The 20,207-nt window shown below is 66.7% G+C and carries 15 protein-coding genes; 11 read left to right on the top strand and 4 right to left on the bottom strand.

What is annotated here, in order from left to right; all coding sequences use genetic code 11:
* The first annotated feature begins 17 nt into the window (after positions 1-17).
* Complete coding sequence (locus tag AC1VVK_RS08895; protein ID WP_482902718.1) at positions 18-1,769, top strand: sensor domain-containing diguanylate cyclase; 1,752 nt, start codon at positions 18-20, stop codon at positions 1,767-1,769.
* On the opposite strand, the gene AC1VVK_RS08900 is transcribed toward AC1VVK_RS08895, so the two are convergent.
* Together AC1VVK_RS08900 and AC1VVK_RS08905 are read right to left on the bottom strand one after the other, a co-directional pair.
* The gene (locus AC1VVK_RS08900; protein ID WP_482902719.1) at positions 1,756-2,154 is read right to left on the bottom strand and encodes an acyl-CoA thioesterase; all 399 of its coding nucleotides are present in this window, start codon (positions 2,152-2,154) and stop codon (positions 1,756-1,758) included. The two genes, AC1VVK_RS08895 and AC1VVK_RS08900, sit on opposite strands and share 14 nt — an antisense overlap.
* 7 nt (positions 2,155-2,161) lie before the next feature.
* Entirely contained in the window at positions 2,162-4,258 is a 2,097-nt protein-coding gene (locus AC1VVK_RS08905) for a S9 family peptidase (RefSeq protein ID WP_482902720.1), read from the bottom strand.
* 341 nt (positions 4,259-4,599) lie between these two features.
* Here AC1VVK_RS08905 and AC1VVK_RS08910 point away from each other — a divergent pair, with 341 nt between their 5' ends.
* The 6 genes from AC1VVK_RS08910 (at position 4,600) to AC1VVK_RS08935 (ending at position 11,432) form a co-directional block, all read left to right on the top strand.
* Positions 4,600-6,432: an aminopeptidase P family protein gene (locus AC1VVK_RS08910; protein WP_482902721.1), complete on the top strand. Its 1,833-nt coding sequence runs from the start codon at positions 4,600-4,602 to the stop codon at positions 6,430-6,432.
* A gap of 68 nt (positions 6,433-6,500) precedes the next feature.
* Positions 6,501-6,917, top strand: a complete 417-nt coding sequence (locus AC1VVK_RS08915) for a cupin domain-containing protein (RefSeq protein WP_482902722.1) — start codon at positions 6,501-6,503, stop codon at positions 6,915-6,917.
* 306 nt (positions 6,918-7,223) lie between these two features.
* Complete coding sequence (locus AC1VVK_RS08920) at positions 7,224-7,898, top strand: EF-hand domain-containing protein (protein ID WP_482902723.1); 675 nt, start codon at positions 7,224-7,226, stop codon at positions 7,896-7,898.
* Between the two features lie 26 nt (positions 7,899-7,924).
* On the top strand, positions 7,925-8,659 hold the full coding sequence (locus AC1VVK_RS08925; protein ID WP_132389833.1) for a response regulator: 735 nt from the start codon (positions 7,925-7,927) through the stop codon (positions 8,657-8,659).
* Between the two features lie 90 nt (positions 8,660-8,749).
* Positions 8,750-10,159 (top strand): sensor histidine kinase, encoded by a 1,410-nt coding sequence (locus AC1VVK_RS08930; protein WP_482905143.1) that lies wholly within the window; start codon positions 8,750-8,752, stop codon positions 10,157-10,159.
* Positions 10,160-10,256: 97 nt separating this feature from the next.
* Entirely contained in the window at positions 10,257-11,432 is a 1,176-nt protein-coding gene (locus AC1VVK_RS08935; protein WP_482902724.1) for an ATP-binding protein, read from the top strand.
* 15 nt (positions 11,433-11,447) lie between these two features.
* Here the strand turns inward: AC1VVK_RS08935 and AC1VVK_RS08940 are convergent, their stop codons facing one another.
* Positions 11,448-14,120: a M1 family metallopeptidase gene (locus AC1VVK_RS08940; RefSeq protein ID WP_482902725.1), complete on the bottom strand. Its 2,673-nt coding sequence runs from the start codon at positions 14,118-14,120 to the stop codon at positions 11,448-11,450.
* A 4-nt stretch (positions 14,121-14,124) separates the two neighbouring features.
* On the bottom strand, positions 14,125-15,723 hold the full coding sequence (locus AC1VVK_RS08945) for a helicase HerA-like domain-containing protein (protein ID WP_482902726.1): 1,599 nt from the start codon (positions 15,721-15,723) through the stop codon (positions 14,125-14,127).
* A gap of 182 nt (positions 15,724-15,905) precedes the next feature.
* Here AC1VVK_RS08945 and pabB point away from each other — a divergent pair, with 182 nt between their 5' ends.
* The 4 genes from pabB to arfB are packed head-to-tail and all read left to right on the top strand — an operon-like array spanning position 15,906 to position 19,977.
* Positions 15,906-17,726: an aminodeoxychorismate synthase component I gene (pabB, locus tag AC1VVK_RS08950; RefSeq protein WP_482902727.1), complete on the top strand. Its 1,821-nt coding sequence runs from the start codon at positions 15,906-15,908 to the stop codon at positions 17,724-17,726.
* A gap of 13 nt (positions 17,727-17,739) precedes the next feature.
* On the top strand, positions 17,740-18,909 hold the full coding sequence (locus AC1VVK_RS08955) for a pyridoxal phosphate-dependent aminotransferase (protein WP_482902728.1): 1,170 nt from the start codon (positions 17,740-17,742) through the stop codon (positions 18,907-18,909).
* 1 nt (position 18,910) lies between these two features.
* A complete protein-coding gene (locus AC1VVK_RS08960) occupies positions 18,911-19,564 on the top strand; it encodes an RluA family pseudouridine synthase (RefSeq protein WP_482902729.1) in 654 nt (217 codons plus the stop codon).
* Positions 19,561-19,977: an alternative ribosome rescue aminoacyl-tRNA hydrolase ArfB gene (gene arfB, locus AC1VVK_RS08965; protein WP_482902730.1), complete on the top strand. Its 417-nt coding sequence runs from the start codon at positions 19,561-19,563 to the stop codon at positions 19,975-19,977. Before AC1VVK_RS08960 ends, arfB begins: the two co-directional genes overlap by 4 nt.
* The last annotated feature ends 230 nt before the right edge of the window (positions 19,978-20,207 follow it).

A 20,207-nucleotide genomic window follows, 5' to 3' on the forward strand; every position in this document is an offset into this window, starting at 1 on the left:
TGCTCTACAGGGCGAATATGTTCTGGCGGGCACGGCACTTTCTCATCGGCTTGGCGGCGGCGATCTTCGCGCTGCTTGCGGTCGCTGCTCCAGCCGACGCGTCTCCTGCCGCCACTTTCGCCCCCGGCTCGGTCTGCACTACACTGGCCCCGGAATCCGCGTCCGGAGCCGCGCTGGCCCGCGATCCCGCGCGGTGGGACTGCCGGCGCAGCACCTGGCCGATAGACGGCAGCCAGGCCAGTTTCGTGCGGCTCGATATGGCGGGCAGCACCCCGGTCCCCGGCGAAGTGCTGATCACCCGCCTCACCCGATTCGCCGCCATGCGGCTGACCGTGATCGGCATCGACGGCAGCAGCGTCACGCGGGAGATCCGGCCCGAGGACCTCAGCTTCTCCTCCACCTCGTGGACGATGCGCATGCCGCTTCCCCGCCTTTCCGGCGCGAGCCACAAGCCGGTGGCCGCCTATGTCCTTGAAGTGACCGGCCCGCGCCACAAGGGCCTGCTCTCCGACGCGCGGATCATGCCGCCCCCCAGCGAGGCGGCGGTGAGCCGGGACGAACTGGTGCTGGCCGCGCTCTGCGGCCTGATGTTCATGCCGCTGGCGCTCAATTTCGCGATCTACCGCGTGCTGCGTCAGCCTTTCGCGCTGTGGCACGCGCTCGGCGTCTTCGCGATGCTGCTTCAGACGGCGGTCGCCAGCGGCATCGTCAACCGCTTCGCGTCGCTGTCGCTCAACCAGCTCTGCCTGCTGTCCTCGCTGAGCTGGAGCCTGATCATCATCGCCGGCGCCCGCTTCTTCGACAACCTGCTCGAACCCGGCATGCTGGGCAAGCGGCAGAAATTGCTGCTGACGGCGACGATCCCCTGGGTGCTGTTCTGGGCGGTCTACTACAATGTCGCCAGCGGCGTGCTGCTGTCCAGCGTCGCCACGGTCTACTACGCCTCGTTCCTGCCCTTCATCTTCCTGCTCGGCTGGACGATGGCGACGGCGGCCCTGCGCGGCAGCCGCACGGTCTGGTTCCAGATCGTCGGCTGGGCACCGCTGATGACGATGGGCGTGGTGCGCATCACCTCGATGCTGGGAGCGACCGATACGCCAATGGGGCTGATGGGCATCCAGCACTTCTCCATCGCGTTCGAAGTGCTCGTCACCACGCTGGGCGCGGCGGACCGCTTCATGGCGATCAAGGACCAGCGCGACCGCGCCATCACCCAGGCCCGCATCCTCGAAAGCCTGGCCGAGCGCGATCCGCTGACCGGGCTCTACAACCGTCGCGGGTTCGAGGAGCGCTATACCCGCCTCGTGCTCGACGGGTTCGATACCATGGCGGTGCTGGACCTCGACCATTTCAAGCAGATCAACGACACGCGCGGCCATGCCACCGGCGATACCGTGCTGCGCGCGGTGGCGGTGGCGCTGATGCCCGACGAGGATACCGTGGCGGTCCGTCTCGGCGGCGAGGAATTCCTGCTGCTGCTGCGCGGCCGCAACGGGGCCGAGCGGGCGGAGCGGCGGCGGCAGGCGATCCCGACCCGGATCGCTGCCGAAGTGCCGATGCTGGACCGGCCGGTCACCGCCAGCATGGGCATGGTCACCGCCGCGCCGCCGATGCGCTTCACCGACCTCTATCGCACTTGCGACCGCCTGCTTTACGAAGCCAAGGCGTCCGGACGGAACCGCACCGAGAGCACCACGTTCGCGGCGCCCCCTCCCCTCGCATCAGATCCCGAGGCGGCGCCCGACCCCACGGTCGTCAACCTGCACTGAAGCGCACGGCGACTTCCGGCGGAACGCGCATGATCCGCCCGGTTTGCCTGTCGATCATCGCCCAGGTCGTTTTCGCGGCGACGATCACCTTGCCGGCGGCGTTGCGGAACTCGACACGCCGGTCGAACCGCGCGCCGGTGGGGCCTTCGGGAATGAAAGTCTCCGCCGTCACGCTCTCGCCCTCGGCGATATTGCCGCGATAGTCGATCTCGTGCCGGGTCACGACCCAGACATAGCGCTCGACCTGCTCGGGCGTGGCATCGGCCTCCCAGTGGGCGACGGCGATGGCCTCCATCCACTGCACCCAGACCGCATTGTTGACGTGGCCCATGACGTCGATGTCATGGGCCCGCGCCGTAAAGGTGGTCGAGAACCGGTCGCTCAAGGCGCCCTCAGCCTTCGATGCCAAGCTGCCAGAGGATAAAGGCGAATTCCTCCGCCGTTTCCTTCAGGCTTTCGAAGCGGCCGGACTTGCCGCCGTGGCCCGCACCCATGTTGGTCTTGAGGATCAGCTCGTTGCGGTCGGTCTTCAGCTCGCGCAGCTTCGCGACCCACTTGGCCGGTTCCCAATAGGTCACGCGCGGGTCGTTGAGGCCCGCCGTCACCATCAGCGGCGGATAGGCCTGCGCCTTGACCTGATCGTAAGGCGAATAGCTGAGGATCAGTTCGAAAGCGGCCTTGTCCTCGATCGGATTGCCCCACTCCGGCCACTCGCCCGGAGTCAGCGGCAGGGTATCGTCGAGCATCGTGTTGAGCACGTCCACGAAGGGCACATGCGCCACCACCGCGCCGAACAGCTCGGGATCGGAATTGATCACCGCGCCCATCAGCTCGCCGCCCGCCGATCCGCCGGAGATCGAGATCTTGCCCGCCGCGGTAAAGCCGCGTTCGACAAGGCCCTTGGCCACGTCCACGAAGTCATTGAACGTATTGGTGCGCTTTTCGAGCTTGCCCGCCTTGTACCAGGCGCGGCCCATGTCGTCGCCGCCCCGGATATGCGCGATGGCATAAGCGAAGCCGCGGTCGACAAGGCTGAGCCGCGTGGTCGAGAAGCCCGGATCGATGGAGATGCCGTAAGCACCATAACCATAGAGATGCAGCGGCCCGGCCCCGACGCGATCACGGCGATAGACCACCGAAACCGGCACCGGCGTACCATCGCGCGCGACGATCTCCAGCCGTTCGGTGGCATAGAGCGCGGCGTCGTAGCCCGAGGGGATTTCCTGCACCTTGAGCACGTCCAGCGTGCGCGCGGCCACGTCATAATCATAGACCGTTGAGGGGCTGACCATCGATTCGTAGGTCAGGCGCAGCGTCGTCACGTGCCATTCGGGATTGTTGGCGAGACCGGCCGAATAGCTCGCCTCGGGGAACGAGATCGGCTCCACGCGGGCGGGATCGTCGTAGTAACGCACCTCGATCCGGTCGAGCCCGGCCCCGGCCCCCACCGTCTTGCGGCCCTCGACCACGTAGAAGTCGCGGAACAGGTCGGTGCCGGTCAGGTAGAACGCGTCCGTGCCTTCGATCAGCGTGGTCCATTCGCCGGGATTGGCGAGCGGCGCGGTGGCAAGGCGGAAGTTCTCGTGCGTGTCGTTGGTGTGGATGTAGAGCACGCCCTCGCGCTCATCGACATCGTACTCCACGCCCTTCCGGCGCGGCTTGACGAGGATCTGTTCGCCCAGCGGATCGGCCGCCGAAACCATGCGGGTTTCACTGGTTTCGTGATCGCTGCTGCCGATCAGCAGCCACTTCTCGTTGGCCGAGAGCGAGGAGCCGACGCGGAAACCCTCGTCATCCTCGTGGTACAGCTCGACATCGCTTTCCAGCGGCTGGCCCAGCCAGTGCAGGCGGGCATTGTCGGTGCGCCACTGCTCGTTGGCGAGCGAGTAGACGAGGCCCTTGTCGTCCGCGACCCAGACGAGCGCGGACAGCGTGCCCGGAATCTCGTCCGCCAGCAGTTCGCCGTTGACAAGGTCCTTGATATGGACGGTGAAGCGCTCGGAGCCGTTGTCGTCCACAGAATAGGCCAGCAGCTTGCCATTGGCGCTGGTGGAGATGGCGCCCAGGTTGAAGTAGTCCTTGCCCTCGGCCAGCGCCACTTCGTCAAGGATCAGCTCGTCGGCGGAACCGTCATCCTTGGCGCCGACCGGGCGGCGCCACCACTTCTTGTACTCGGCGGCTTCCTCGAACTCGATCCAGTAGAGGTAATCGCCGTCCTTCTGCGGCACCGACTTGTCGGCCTCCTTGATCCGCGCGCGCATTTCCTTGAACAGCGCGTCGATCTTGGCCTGCTGGCCGGCCATGCGGCCTTCGAACCACTGGTTCTCGGCCTCAAGATGCGTGAGCACTTCCTTATCGGTGACTTCCGGATAGCCGGCATCGCGCAGCCATGCGTAATCGTCCTCGACGGTCACGCCGTGGCGGGTGAAGCTCTGCGGCTTCTTCGCCGCCTGTGGAGGACCCGCAAGGGTCTGGGTGGAATCTGCCATGGGCACGATCTAGGGCCTGCCTCGCGAAAGGGAAAGTGTCGCGCTTGTCGATAACGGAGCCTTGGCCGCCATCAACCACCCAGCCTCCCAAACCAAACCCGTCGCCCCCGCGAAGGCAGGGGCCCCGCTTTTCTTGCCTGATTCACCCGGCTACCGGAAAAAGAACAAGCGGGGTCCCCGCCTTCGCGGGGACGACGAGGTGTTGAGCGGGCCGTTTCGCCATGTTTCGGGCCTGCCTTCCGCCCACCTTCTGCGCAGCAATTGCCAGCCCCGATGCTTTCCCTTCCGCAGCACGGGCCCTATGTTGCCCCCATGACCCCCGCAAGCCGGATACCGAATCCATGTTGATGAATACCCATGAGGCGCGGCTCGATGCCCTGCGCCAGGAACTCAAGTCGCGCGGCCTCGATGGCTTCGTGATTCCGATCAGCGACGAGCACATGAGCGAATATGTCGGCGCCTATGCGCAGCGGCTCGCCTGGCTCACCGGCTTCGGCGGCTCCGCCGGGACCGCCGTGGTGCTGACCGATTCGCGGCTCTCTCCGGGAGCCGCGATGTTCGTGGACGGCCGCTACACGCTGCAAGTGCGCGAACAGGTCGACGGCAAGTTCTATGCCTATGAAAGCGTGCCGCAAACCAGCCCCGCGCGCTGGCTGGGCGAGCATGCGCCCAAGGGTGCGAAGATCGGCTACGACGCCTGGCTCCACGGCTCGAAGTGGGCCGAAGCCGCGCAGGCCGCGCTCGCCGCGAAGGGCGCCACGCTCGTTCCCGTGAACGGCAATCCGATCGACGCGGTGTGGCAGGACCAGCCGCTGCCCTCGCCCGCGCCCGCACTTGTCCATGACGACGGCCTTGCCGGCCGGTCGAGCAAGGCCAAGCGCGCCGAAGTGTCCGAATGGCTCACCGCGCGCGGGCTCGACGCCACGGTCGTCTCGGCGCTCGATTCGGTGGCATGGCTGCTCAACATTCGCGGCACCGACGTGGATCACACGCCGGTCGCGCTGTCCTACGTCGTCGCGCACGCAAACGGCACCGCCGATCTCTACATCGCCGACGAGAAGGTCACGCCCGAACTGCGCCGCCATCTCGGCAATGCGGTGGCGGTGCTGCCGCGCGATGCCTTCATCGCCGGGCTGGAGAAGCTTTCCGGCAAGCGCGTCGCGGTCGATCCCGACAATGCCGTGGCCGCGATCTTCGAGACGCTGCGCAAGGCGGGCGCCACCGTGATCGAGGAACGCGATCCGACGATCCTGCCCAAGGCCGTGAAGAACGCGGTCGAGCAGCAGGGCCAGCGCGAGGCGCAGGCGATCGACGGCGTTGCCGTGACCCGCTTCCTCCACTGGCTCGCGGTCGAAGGGCCGAAGGGCGAGATCACCGAGATGAGCGCGGCTGCCAAGCTGCTCGAATTCCGTCAGCGCTGCGGCGACTTGCGCGATCTCTCGTTCGACACGATCTCCGCTGCGGGGCCGAACGGCGCCAGCCCGCACTACCGCGTCACCGACGAATCGAGCCTGACGCTGGAGCCGGAGAGCGTTTATCTCGTCGATTCGGGCGGCCAATATCCCTGCGGCACCACCGACATCACGCGCACCGTATGGATCGGCACCGGCGAACCTCTCGCCGAAGTGAAGGACCGCTTCACCCGCGTGCTCAAGGGCAATATCGCCATCGACCGCGCGGTCTTCCCCAAGGGCACCAACGGCAGCCAGCTCGACGTGCTGGCGCGCCAGTTCCTGTGGTCGGTCGGGCTCGACTATGCCCATGGCACCGGCCACGGCGTCGGCAGCTTCCTCTCGGTCCACGAAGGCCCGCAGCGCATCGCCAAGGCGGCGGGCGGACAGGCCGGCACCGCGCAGGAACTGATCCCCGGCATGATCCTCAGCGACGAGCCGGGCTATTACAAGGCGGGCGAATACGGCATCCGCATCGAGAACCTGGTGCTGGTCGAAACGCGCGCATTCGCGGGCGCGGACGGCGAGTACTACGGCTTCGAGACGCTGACGCTCGCGCCGATCGAGCGCCGCCTTGTCGACACCGCGCTGCTTTCGCACGAGGAAACCGCGTGGTGGAACGCCTACCACGCCCGCGTGCGCGACGTGATCGCCCCGCAGCTTTCGGGCGCGGACGATGCCGATACCCTGGCATGGCTCGAAGAGCAGTGCGCCCCGCTCTGAGCTTGTAGCGGAGCTTTCGCGGCAGTAGCCTCCTTCCGGCAAGCGCATTGCCGGAAGGAGCGCGCCACATGACCGACGAGTCGCCACAAACCGGGGCCCTCAGCCTCGAAACTTATCCCGTCCACCTTGGCCTCGGTGCCCGTGCCGAGGCGCAACCTGCCTTCACCGGCATGGAATGGTACGCCGACTATGCGGCCCGCACCGAGGCCGACGGCGCTGAGGGACGGCTCGTCTCGATGTACGAATTCACCGAAAGCTGGACCTCGTGGGAAATGCATCCTGCGGGCGACGAGCTGGTGGTCTGCCTGACCGGGACGATCACGCTCCATCAGGAATTGGCGGACGGCGACAAGCGGACCGTCACGCTCGCCGCCGGGCAATATGCGATCAATCCGCCCGGAGCGTGGCACACCGCTGACATCTCCGCCCCTGCCAGCGCGCTGTTCGTGACGGCCGGGATGGGCACCGAGAACCGGCCGCGCTGAGAGTCTGTTTGAATCCGGCCGTGACCGGGTTTAGGGGAGTGGGCCGGTGCCGCGAAATTCGCCTGCAGCGAATTTCCAAACAAGCTCTGATACCTTGCGTCTGCATGAACCCGGTGCCAGACTTGTGACAATTAACGACAATAATCGGGCGGACCGGCACAACTGCGCGACAAGCGAGGCTTAAAAAACAAGGCTGAAAGCTGCGGGGCAGTTCTTCCCCTCCCTTCCCCCGCCCCGCGGCTTTCGCTGTATTTTCGCGCCGTATTCCTGACGCCATATTTTTGGCTGGAGCAGACGAGAACCGATATGACGAATCGCCTGACCAAGCTTGCCATCGGCCTCTCCGCCGCCGCGCTGACGATCAGCGGCGTGGCCGTTGCCCAGACGCCCCAGAGTGCCGGTCGCCCCGGACACGATTTCAAGGCCGACGCCAATGGCGACGGCACTGTCACCCGCGCCGAAGCGCAGGCCGCTGCCGAAGCGGCGTTCGCCCGGCTCGACGTCAACAAGGACGGCAAGATCGATCAGGCCGACCGCGACGCCCGCCGCGCGCAAATGCGCGAAGAGCAGTTCAAGCGCCTTGATACCAATGGTGACGGTTCGATCTCCAAGGCCGAATTCATGGCCGATCGGGGGCCCGGAAACGGTGGCCCCGGTAACTGGGGCCCGGGCAAGCGTGGCCCCGGCGATCACGGCGGGCGCGGACCCGGCGGCGATCGCGGCCCCGGCGGTTTCGGCGGCCGTGGTGACATGGCCGGCATGGCCGACGCCAACAAGGACGGCTCCGTGACCAAGGCCGAATTCGTGGCCGCCGCGATGAGCCGCTTCGACAAGATGGACACCAACAAGGACGGTCAGGTCACCCGCGAGGAACGGCAGGCCGCGCGCCAGCAGATGCGGGCCCAGCACCCAGACTGGCATCGTGGAGGCAACCGCCCCGCTCCTTCGGCCCCGGCTCCGGCCACCACGCCGGGCAATTGACCGGCTAAATCCGTGACTGGATGCAGATGAACGATACCGCGCCCGCCCGCCTGCTGCTCGTTGATGACGAGGCGGCGCTTCGTGAGCCCCTGGCCGAGTACCTCTCGCGCCAGGGGTTTGCCGTCAGTCAGGCCCGCAGCGCGGCGGAGGCCCGCAGCCTGCTCCGCGACGAAAAGCCCGATCTCGTCCTGCTCGACATCATGATGCCCGGCGAGGACGGCCTGTCACTCTGCCGCCACCTCGTGGAAGCGCAGGACGTGCCGGTGATCTTCCTCACCGCGCGCGGCGAGGCGACCGACCGCATCGTCGGCCTCGAAATCGGCGCCGACGACTACGTGGTGAAACCCTTCGAGCCGCGCGAACTGGTCGCCCGCATCCGCAGCGTGCTGCGCCGCGCCGCCCGCACCGCCGCGCCCGCGCCGGAGAACGAGGTCTTCGCCTTCGAAGGCTGGCAGCTCGATCCGCTCAAGCGCCGCCTGACCGATACCGAAGGCGCCGTGGTGGTGATCTCCTCGGTCGAATTCCGCCTGCTCATGGCCTTCCTCGAACACCCGCGCCAAGTGCTCAACCGCGACCGCCTGCTCGACATGGTGCAGGGCCGCGAGGCGCATCTGTTCGACCGCGCGGTGGACAATCAGGTCAGCCGCCTGCGCCGCAAGATCGAGGTAGATTCGCGCAATCCGCAGCTGATCCAGACGGTCTGGGGTGGCGGCTACATGCTGGCCGCCGATGTCCGCCGCATGGCCGTGCCGGCGGATTGAGCCTGAACCGATGACCGCTTTTTCCCTTTTCGTCCGGAAATGACCTTGAACCGCTTGCGCCTGCCGCGCCCCCACAGCCTGATGGGCCAAATGCTGCTCGCCGTGGCAGCGGCGCTGCTGCTGGTGCAGGGACTGGGCGCGTTCCTCGTCTACCGCGCCCAGCGCGAGGGCTACGAGGCAGGCATGCTCAATGCCGCCGTGTTCCGCCTGATCATGGAAACGCGCGGCCCGCGCGGGCTCGTCCGGCACCAGAACGGCCGCCCGAACGACACGCCGGGCCCCCTCTCCGGCCCGCCGCCCAAGGGTTACCACCTCGAATACAGCACCAGCTCGCCCGCCATGCCCGGCGAGGCCCGCGATGCCGAGGCGGAAGCCGATCTCGCGAAAATCCTGGCCGAGCAGGACTTCGCCGTCCGCGAAGTCGTCGTCGTCCACCGGGCGGCCGGGAGCGACCGCTATGCCCGGCGCGGCCTGCTGCGCCGCGCCGCCAGCTACGGCCTCTCGCACGACGAGACATCGGGCCTGATGCGCTCCAACCTCATGGTCGTGGGCGTGCGCACCAGCGACGAGGGCAGCTGGATCGTCGCCCGCGTGCGCGCGCCGCGCCCCGAAAACGTGCTGCTGGGGCCGATCCTGATCCAGACGATCAGCATCTACATCGTGCTGATGGCGGCGGTGGCGCTGATCCTGCGGCGCATCACCCGCCCGCTCGCCGCGCTGACCCGCCGCCTCGAACGCTTCGCGGAAACGCAGGACCTCGATGGCCAGCTTCCCCCCTCGGGCCCCGAGGACATGCAGCGGCTGATCGTGGCGCACAACGCCATGGAATCGCGCATCGCCGCCCTGCTCGACGAGAAGGACGTGATGCTCGGCGCCATCGGCCACGATCTCAAGACCCCGCTGGCGGCGCTGCGCGTGCGCATCGAATCGGTGACCGACGACGTCGAACGCGGCCGCATGGCCGCGACCATCGAGGACATCGTCCGCACGCTCGACGACATCCTCTCGCTCGCCCGCGTCGGCCGCCCGAGCGACCCGCGCGAACGCACCGAACTCTCCGCGCTGATCTTCTCGGTGATCGAGGAGTACGAGGACATGGGCGAGCCGGTCGAAGTGGGCGAGACCGAGCGCGTGGCGCTGGAACTGCGCCCGACGTGGATCCGCCGCGCGCTGCGCAACCTGATCGGCAATGCCCTGCGTTACGGCGAGCGCGCCCGCGTTTCGCTGACCCGCGAGGATTCGCGCGAAGGCCGCCACGCCGTGATCGTGATCGACGACGACGGCCCGGGCATCGCCGAGGATTCGATCGAGGCGATGATGAACCCCTTCACGCGCGGCGACCCTTCGCGCAACAGCGCCACCGGCGGCGCCGGCCTCGGCCTCGCCCTCGCCCGCGCCATCGCCGAACAGCACGGCGGCGCGCTGACCCTGTCGAACCGGCTCGCGGCGGACGGCACCGTGCAGGGCCTGCGGGCAAAGCTGGAACTGCCGGTGGGGTGAGGCCGAAGGCCGGCGTACCTCCAGACGGTGTTGACCTTTAGGGATATATAACTGAGTATAGCCGAAGTAGGCTATACTATGCCCTAAAGGGATAAATATGGACCCCGTTCGAAATCCCTTTGCTCCCGGAGCAGGCTCGCAGCCGCCGGAACTGGCCGGCCGGGAAGAAATCATTACGGCTGCCGATACGGCGCTTCAGCGCGTCCTGCTTGGCCGTCCGGCCCAGTCGCAGATGCTCCTCGGTTTACGCGGCGTCGGAAAAACCGTTCTCCTCAATAAGATCGAGAAAATTGCCGAAGATCACGGGTATCTGACGTCGTTCATCGAAGCGCCGGAAGATCGTAAACTCGTCGATCTGCTCTATCCCAAAATCCATCAGGCCCTTCGCAAACTGTCATTCGTCGATTCCGCGAAGACGGCCACGCACACAGCACTGCGCGCGCTCCGCAGCTTTGCCAGTGCATTCAAGATCAGCGTGGGCGATTTCGATGTGTCCGTCGATCCGGAACCCGGCGTCGCGGATAGCGGCAATCTCGAATACGACGTCACCGAACTGTTTCTGAAAGTTGGCGAAGCGGCAAAGGCGGCTGGTCGCGGATGGGCGCTCCTTATCGACGAACTGCAGTACCTCTCGCCCGAAGAACTGGGCGCACTGATCGTCGCAATTCACCGCATCAACCAGAAAGCCCTGCCCGTCCTCCTTTTTGGCGCCGGCCTCCCTGCCATTGCGGCGCTGTCCGGAGATGCAAAGTCATATGCGGAAAGGCTTTTCATCTTCCCGAAGGTGGACGCCCTTCCCGAAGACGATGCCGCGAACGCAATCCGTCAGCCCATCGAGGAGGAAGGAGAAGCGATAGACCGCGACCTGCTTGATGCGATTGTCGCACTGACGAAGGGATATCCGTACTTCCTGCAGGAATGGGGATATCAAATCTGGAATGCCTCGCCCCAATCCCCCATTGCATTGAACTGCGTTGAACTCGCCGAGAAAGAAGCGCTGCGAAGGCTGGATGAAGGGTTTTTCAAGGTGCGCATCGACCGCCTGACGCCCAAGGAAAAAGAATACGTGATAGCCATGGCGCGATTGGGCGCCGGTCCATACCGATCATCGGATGTGGCCGAAATGCTGGGTGAAAAACTCACCACATTAGGGCCCCGACGCGCGCAGATCATTGCAAAAGGAATGATTTACAGCCCCGCGCACGGAGACATCGCCTTCACCGTTCCGATGTTCGACGAATATCTGAAGCGTCACTGGATTCCGGCCGATTGAAACGGCCGTCAGCGCCTACTTCATAGTCACGAAATCCCCGTCGATCTGCGCGCCCACAAGGTCGTCCAGCAACCCACAGTTGCGCACCCGCTCGCTCGCCCGTGCGAGTTCCAGCGCGCCCGGGGTGCCCGCCAGACTCGGCCCGAAATCGCGCGTGATCTGCGCCGCCTTGTCGACCGAGCAGTAGCGCCCCAGCATCTGCGGCAGGCGCGTCGCGAAGAACTGGCCGCTGCTGGCGGTGACAAGATCGTCCAGATGCGTCACCGCCCACTGGTAACCGATGTCGCGCGTGGCGCTGCGGGCCATCACGCCGTCCAGGAAGCTCAGCCGCTCGCCCTCGCGCAGGCGCGGGTCCTGAAGATCGAGCAGCCATGCCGCCAGCTTGGTATCGCCCGTCCGCGCCGCCGCCGCCAGCGCGGCGGGGCGGAACACCGGGTCTTCGGATGTCAGCGCCTTCTCCACCAGCGTCCGCGCGGCCGGGGCGCCTTGCTGGAACAGGTAGACATCGAGCGCGTGATCCATCCACGCCGGGTCGAGCGCGGCGCTATCGCCGCCGAGATAGGCCTCCATCGCCTGCGCCAACTGGTCGCGAAGCTTGCCGCCGCGGCTGGTCGCGAGCAATGCCTCGACCACCTGCACGCGCCGCTGGCTGTGCGCCGGCGCTTCTCCGGCATAGACGCCCGCGCGCGGATCGAAGCCGAATTCCTTGAGCAGCGGCACATAGAGCCGCTCACGCACGACGTTGAAGCCCTGCCGCCCGCGCGCACTGACAAGGCCCTGCATCACATAGCCCGAGAGCGCCTCGAACGGCGCATCGGCGGCGTGCGGATCGGGATGGCGGATCAGCGCATGCGCAAGCTGGGCCATCTCGCCCACATTGCCGCGCCCCGCCCGGATCGAGGCATCGAGCGAATCGACCAGCGCCAGCGCCTCTCCAGCGGGCAGGCTGCCGGCCCCGGCGATCAGCGATTGCCAGTGCTGGCCGGTCAGTTCGAAGCGGTAATATCCGGCCCCGCCGGCATTCGGGAAGACCGGGCCGGTGCCCGGCACCACGAACGTCTGGGTCGGCCGGTCCATGATCGTGCACATGCGTTCCGCCCCGGCCCGGCGCAGGCAGATCGGGATGATCCAGCGGCCCTCGGGCGGAGCGATCCCGGCGGTGGTGTAGCGCAGCTGGGTGATCGCCACGCGGTCCCCCTGCTGCTTCATCGCCAGGAGCGGGACGCCCTGCTGCTCCACGAAGCTGCGCATGGCCGGGACCAGCCGGGGGTCGCCCGCCACTTCGGCCAGCGCCGCGAAGAAGTCAGCACTGGTGGCAGTGCCCTGCCGATGCGCGGCGATGTAGCGGCGCACGCCTTCGCGGAAACGGTCCTCGCCCAGCCAGTCGGCGATCATGCCGACGACGCGGCCGCCCTTGCCATACGTGATCGAATCGAAGGCCGAATCGATCTGGTCACTGGTCTCGATCGGCTGGCGGATCGGGCGGCCGGCCAGCAGCCCGTCGATGTCCATGGCCTGATAGCCCACGCCGAGCGCGTCCCCGGCGATACCGAGATCCGGCCGCCACTCCTGCCCGGAACGGTAGCCGATCCAGTTGGCAAAGCTCTCGTTGAGCCAAAGATCGTCCCACCAGTCAGGCGTGACCAGGTCTCCGAACCACTGGTGGCCCAGCTCATGGCCGACGATCATGCCGAACTGGCGCTGCTGCTGAACCGGCGCATTGGCATCCATCACCAGAATGTCGTCGCGGTAGAGGTCGGCCCCGGCATTTTCCATGGCGCCGGGCAGGATCGGGCTGGTGATCTGGTCCAGCTTGGGGAACGGGAAGCGCTCGCCGAAGTAGCTTTCCAACTGGGTGACGATGCGCTTGCTGCCCTCCAGCGCGAAGGCAAGCCGGTCGGCATTCTGGCGGGTGGAGACGATGCGCAGCGGCAGCGGCTCGGCGCGCTGCGCGGTGGGCGGAACTTCGCCCGAAAGCACCGCGAAAGGCCCGACCATGACGGCGACGAGATAAGTCGGCAGCGGCGGCACCGGCGCGAAGCGGTGGACGGCGAGCCCACCCTCGACAGCAGGCGTGCCGATCTCGGGCCCGTTGCTGATCGCCATGAGCCCCGGCGGGGTGCGCAAGGTGACGGCGAAAGGAGTCTTGAAGCCGGGCTGATCGAAACCGGGAAAGGCCGCGCGCGCATCGATCGACTGGAACTGGCTCCAGGCATACCAGGCGCCCTCCACTTCGACGCGGAACAGGCCGGAAGGGCCCTGTCCGAAGGCCGCCGTGTAATCGAAAGCGAGGGTGACGGGTCCGGCGGGCAGGTCCCGGTCGAACAGGACTTGGGCAAGGCCGTTGGAATCGAGCTGCCGCCATTGGCCGACAAGCGTCTGACCGCCGACATGGGCCTCGACTTTCGCCACATCGAGGTCGCGCCCGTGCAAGAACACTTTAGGTGCACTTCGGGTCATGTTCACGTCGATCTCGACATGGCCCGAAAAGCGCGGTTTCGCGGGGTCTACGGTCAGGTCCAGCCGGTAGGCCAGCGGTCGGACCGAATCGCCCAGACGGCCGAAGGGAAGGTCCGGCTTTTCCTGTGCGACGACCGGAGCGGCCTCCTTTGCTGCCACTTGTGCCAAAGCCACGCCCGGCGCCGAAAGCAGCGCCAGAAACAGGACCAGACAACCGATAATCCGCATCAAGTCAGCGCATCAAGCCGCCGATAAGGTTGCGCGCGAAGCGGCCAAGGCCCGGAAAACCGATCGCTTTTCCAAAGGCATCGCCCACTGTCCCGGCGGCCGCACTAGCAGCCGAAGCCTGTGGATTCGCGCGGCTTTTCCGGCCCTGCATCGACTGCGCGAGGATCGAACCGGCGCTCGCCACCGCCGCGCCCGCCGCCGCCTTGGCAACCTTGCCGCCCAGCCCGTCCCACAGGCTGGGGCTCTTGCGTTCCTGCTTGCCGACCTCGGCCGCACCCTTATCCGCCACTTCCTGCGCGGTGGCGGCGGCGTCCGCAGCCTTGGCGGCCAGCACTTCCTCCGCACTTTCGCGGTTTACCGGGGTGTCGTACTTGCCCGCATAGGGGCTGATCGACTGGATGATCGCCCGCTCCTTCGGCTCGACCGGCCCCAGCCGTGAACGCGGCGGCGCGATCAGCGTGCGTTGGACGATCGTCGGCGCGCCCTCGCCATCGAGCGTGGAGACGAGCGCCTCGCCGACCTTCAGTTCGGTGATCACTTCAGCGACATTCAGCGCCGGATTGATGCGGAACGTGTCCGCCGCCGCCTTGATCGCCTTCTGGTCGCGCGGGGTGAAAGCCCGCAGCGCATGCTGCACGCGGTTGCCGAGCTGGCCCGCGATCTGCTCGGGAATATCGATGGGATTCTGCGAGATGAAGTAGACGCCCACACCCTTCGAACGAACCAGGCGGACGACCTGCTCGACTTTGTCTTGAAGCGCCTTGGGGGCATCGTCGAACAGCAGGTGGGCCTCGTCAAAGAAGAACACGAGCTTGGGCGTCTCCGGATCGCCGACCTCGGGCAGCACCTCGAACAGTTCGGACAGCAGCCACAGCAGGAACGTGGCGTAAAGCTTGGGGCTGCGCATCAGCTTGTTGGCCGCGAGCACGTTGATGTAGCCGCGCCCCTTGTCGTCACAGCGGATGAAATCGGCGATTTCCAGCGCCGGTTCGCCGAAGAACTGCGCCGCGCCCTGACTGTCGAGCGTGAGAAGCTGGCGCTGGATGGTGCCGACGCTGGCCTTGGTGATATTGCCGTACTTGGCCGAAAGCGCGGCCGCATTCTCGGCCGCATAGGCCAGCATGGCTTGCAAATCGGCAAGGTCCAGCAGCAGCAGGCCCTGCTCGTCTGCATAGCGGAAGACGACGTTGAGCACGCCTTCCTGCGTATCGTTGAGGTCCATCAGCCGCGACAGCAGCAGCGGCCCCATTTCCGAGATCGTGGTGCGGACGGGATGGCCCTGCTCACCGTAGATGTCCCAGAAAATTGCCGGATTGTCGGAATAGGCATAGTCGGTCATGCCGATTTCCTTGGCCCGCGCTTCCAGCACGGCGGCATTCTTGAACTGCGGGCTTCCGGCCATGGAAATACCCGAGAGATCGCCCTTCACATCGGCAAGGAAAACCGGAACCCCGGCGGCGGAGAACTGTTCGGCGATGGTCTGGAGCGTGACGGTCTTGCCGGTGCCGGTCGCCCCGGCGACAAGGCCGTGGCGGTTGGCGCGGCTCAGCGGGAGGACCTGCCGTTCACCGTTGGAGCCGAGTCCCAGGAAAATCTCGTCCATTCATGCCTCCTTGCGCCCTTCGAAGGTGATAGTGCGCAGCTTGGGCAAGGGCGAGAGGGATTCTGCCCGGGCACGGACTTGATCGCCCGGAGGCAATGTTTCAGCCAATGTTTCGAGTAGGCCGGGCCTGCGCAGCGGACTGGTGCCGCCGGGCATCGGGCGCTAAAGGCAGCAACGCGAACATGCCCAAACCATTCATACTCCTTGATGACGCGCGCCACGAAGACGCCGCCGACGCGCGGATCTACCGCGATCCGGTGGAGATCGTCGTGGCCCGCACGGAGAACGACGTGCAGCCCGCACTCGCCCGGATCGAGGCACTGGTGGCCGAGGGCTTCCACCTTGCCGGCTACCTCGCCTACGAAGCGGGACTGGCCCTGGAACCCCGGCTTTCCGGCCTGCGGAAGGTGGAAGGGCCGCTGGTCTGGTTCGCCGCGTTCACGGATTTCGAAGCGATTCCCGCCGCCGAGGTTCCGCAGTGGCTTGCCCGGCAGGCCACACCGGGGCCCGTCGGCATCGGCCCGCTTGAACCGGACATCTCGACCGGGGACTACACGCGCGCTTTCGACGCGGTCCATGCGGCCATCGAGGCAGGCGACATCTATCAGGTCAACCTGACCTACCCACTCGCCGGGCCCTGGCACGGCGATCCGCTGGCGCTCTACGCCGCGATCCGCCCGGCAGCCGCTGCCGGCTATGGCGCGGTAATCTGCGACGGCAGCGAATGGCTGCTGAGTTTCTCGCCCGAACTGTTCTTCGCGCTCGACAGCGGCACGGTCACCGTCCGCCCGATGAAAGGCACCCGCCCGCGCGGCCGCGACGCGGAGGAGGACGCCCGCCTGCGCGACGAACTGGCCGCCAGCCCCAAGGATCGGGCCGAAAACCTCATGATCCTCGACCTCATGCGCAACGACCTGTCCCGCGTGGCCGAGCCGGGCAGCGTGGACGTGAAAGCGCCTTTCGCGATCGAGAGCTATCCCACGGTACACCAGATGGTCTCGACCGTCCGCGCGCGCCTCATGCCGGACAAGGGCGCGGTGGACTTGCTGCGGGCGCTGTTCCCCTGCGGTTCGATCACCGGCGCCCCGAAAATCCGGGCGATGGAACTGATCGCCGAAGTCGAGCGCGACGCGCGCGGGCCCTATTGCGGTTCAATCGGTTTCATCGAACCCTCTGGCGATGCCGCGTTCAATGTGGCAATCCGCACTTTACGGCTGACGGGGCGCCCGACAGGCGGCGATGGGGCGGCTGGCAACGTGACGACAGGACGCGCGGTTCTGGGTGTCGGTTCGGCGGTGGTCGCGGATTCACAAGCGCTTCCCGAATGGCGGGAATGCCTGGTCAAAGGGGGTTTCGTGCGAGATTCGGCAGGGGTAACCTCGCCCGCCAGTTTCGACCTGATCGAAACGATGCGTTTTACGCCCGAACAGGGCATCCCACTGCTCGAACTGCATCTTGAGCGGGTCAGGACCAGCGCCGAGACGCTGGGCTTCAGCTTCGATCGCCACGCCGTGCGCAACGCCATACAGGCGCTCTGCTTCGATGCCGACGCGCCCGCGAAGCTGCGCCTCGTTGCCTCGCGCACGGGGGCCTACGCGCTCGAACTGGCGGAAGTTCCGGCCTCGCAGGCCGAGCCCATGGTGGTCGGCGTGCTGCCGCTGCCGGTCGACAGCGGCGATTGGCGGCTGCGCCACAAGACCAGCGACCGCGGCTTCTACGAGACGGGCCTTGCCGTGGCGAAGGCCGCCGGCGCGCAGGAAGTGTTGTTCCTGCGCGATGACGGGCTCATCACCGAAGGCAGCTTCACCAGCGTTTTCGTGGAGCGCGAAGGCATGCTGCTGACGCCGCCCATCGCGCTGGGCCTGCTGCCCGGCGTGCTACGCCGCTCACTGATCGAGCAGGACCGTGCTGTCGAAGCGGAGCTTACGCTGGACGATCTCGCCGATGGCTTCCTGATCGGCAATTCTCTGCGCGGCCTTATGCCTGCCCAACTCCTCAAGTGATGCTGCCCGCCTGATGCATACATCCGCTGCCCTTTCCCGCATCGCCCCGTCCGGGACGACCGCGATGACCGACCGCGCCATCGAACTGCGCGAATCCGGGATCGACGTGATCTCGCTCTCGGTCGGCGAGCCCGATTTCCCGACGCCGCCGCACGTGATCGAGGCCGCCAAGGCCGCGCTCGACGCCGGGGAGACCAGATACACGGCAGTGGGCGGCACATCGCAGCTCAAGCAGGCCGCCGCGCTGCACTTCGCGCGCGACCTCGGAATCGAAGTGCCTGCCTCGCAAGTAACGGTGAGCGCGGGTGGCAAGCAGGCGATCTTCCATGCCATGCTGGCGACGGTGAGCGAAGGCGACGAAGTGATCGTGCCCTCGCCGTGGTGGGTCAGCTACCCAGAGATCATTCGTTTCGCGGGCGGCAAGGTCGTGCCGCTGCTGACCGCCGCCAAGGACAATTTCCGCTTCACGCCCGCCGATCTGGAAGCGCAGATCAGCCCGCGCACGCTCTGGGTGCTGCTCAACAGCCCCGGCAACCCGACCGGCGCCTACTATCCCGAGGACATGCTGCGCGGCATCGGCGAGGTGCTGCGCCGCCACCCGCGCGTGATGGTGCTATCCGACGATATCTACGCGCCGATCAACTATACCGGCCGCCCACACGCCACGCTCGCCAACCTCTGCCCGGACCTTGCCGACCGCATCCTGACGGTCTCCGGCGTGTCCAAGAGCCACGCGATGACCGGCTTCCGCATCGGCGTCGCCGCCGGGCCGCAGTGGCTGATCAAGGCGATGGAAAAGCTCCAGTCGCATTCCTCGGGCAATCCCTGCTCGATCAGCCAGGCCGCCGCCGTTGCCGCTTTCGCGGGACCGCAGGATTTTCTGGCCGACTGGCGCGAGCGTTTCCGTGTTCGGCGTGATAAGGTCGTCGCCGCGATCAACGCGATTCCCGGCCTGTCGACGCCCACGCCCGACGGCGCCTTCTACTGCATGATCGACGCCGCGCCGCTGATGGACCGCTTCGGCGGCGACGACATGAAGCTGGCGCTGCACTTGCTGGAACACGGCGTGGCGCTGGTCCCGGCTTCGGCCTTCGGCGGCCGCGACGGCTTCCGCATCAGTTTCGCCGCGGACGACGCGCGGCTCGAAGAAGCGCTACGGCGCATAGAGAAAGCATTGACGTAACATGGAACTGGAAATCCTCTTCGAGGACGGCGAGGCGCTGGTCATCGACAAGCCCGGCGGCCTTCCGCTCGACCGCCCGCGCGCCGGCGGTCCCAGCCTCGAAGACCGGCTCGATGAGCTGACGCTCGGCTTCCAGCGCCTGCCGATGCCGGTGCACCGACTCGACCGCGATACTTCGGGCTGCCTCCTGCTGGCCCGCAATCCTAAGGCGCTGAAGCGCTTCTCCGCCGCTTTCGAGGAGAAGACGGTCAAGAAGCGCTACCTCGGCATCGTTGCCGGCACGCTGGCGGAGGACGAAGGCACGATCGCGCTCAACCTCTCCAAGGTGAGCACGGCCAAGGACGGCTGGCGCATGATCCCGGCCAAAAAGGGCAAGCCTGCCGTCACCCACTGGCGCAAGCTGGACGAGCGGAACGGCCTCACGCTCGTCGAATTCCGCCCCGAGACCGGCCGCACGCACCAGATCCGCGTCCATGCCGCTTCGGGCCTTGGCCATCCGCTGCTGGGCGATCCGGTCTATGGCTCCAGCAAGGGCGCGCCGCGCACCATGCTCCACGCGGCAGGCCTCACCGTGCCGCGCGGCGACAAGGAACCGGTCGTGGCCGTGGCGCCGCTGCCGGCGGACTTCGCCGCGCTCGGCTTCAGCGATGAATGAGCGAGGTTGAAGAGACCGTCGGTCGCGCGCAGGCCTTGGCGAGCGAGAGCTTCATCGCCGCCTCCGGGCCGGGCGGCCAGAACGTCAACAAAGTGGCGACGGCGGTTCAGTTGCGGCTCAACGTCTACGCGCTGCGTCTGGCCCCGCCGGTGTTCGCGCGGCTGAAGGAACTGGCGGGCAGCCGGATGACTTCGGGCGGCGAACTGATGTTCACCGCCCGCCGCTTCCGCACGCAGGAGGCCAACCGCGCCGACGCGCGCGAGCGGCTCGCCGAGATGCTGCGCGAGGCTTACAACCTGCCCGAAAAGCGTGCCAAGAGCCGCCTCAACCGCGTGGGCAAGGAGCAGCGCCTGAAGGGCAAGAAGCTGCGCGGATCGGTCAAGGCTGGACGCGGCAAAGTCAGCTTCGACTAAAGTATTTCGCCCGGTCAGATGCCTCGCCGCCTGATTCCCCAACTCCGCTCACCCTGAGCTTGTCGAAGGGTGGCAAGCTCGCGCCACGCCTCGGGGGCTTCGACAAGCTCAGCCTGAGCGGGAGAAGGTCGGCCGGGTGAAAGCCAAACCGGCGCAGAGCGCTCGATCATGGCCCCGCCGTCGCAGCCGCTTCCGAAGGCGCTTCGGACGGCCGCGAATCCAGCATTTCC

The sequence above is a fragment of the Novosphingobium sp. BL-S-32 genome, from assembly GCF_056857055.1.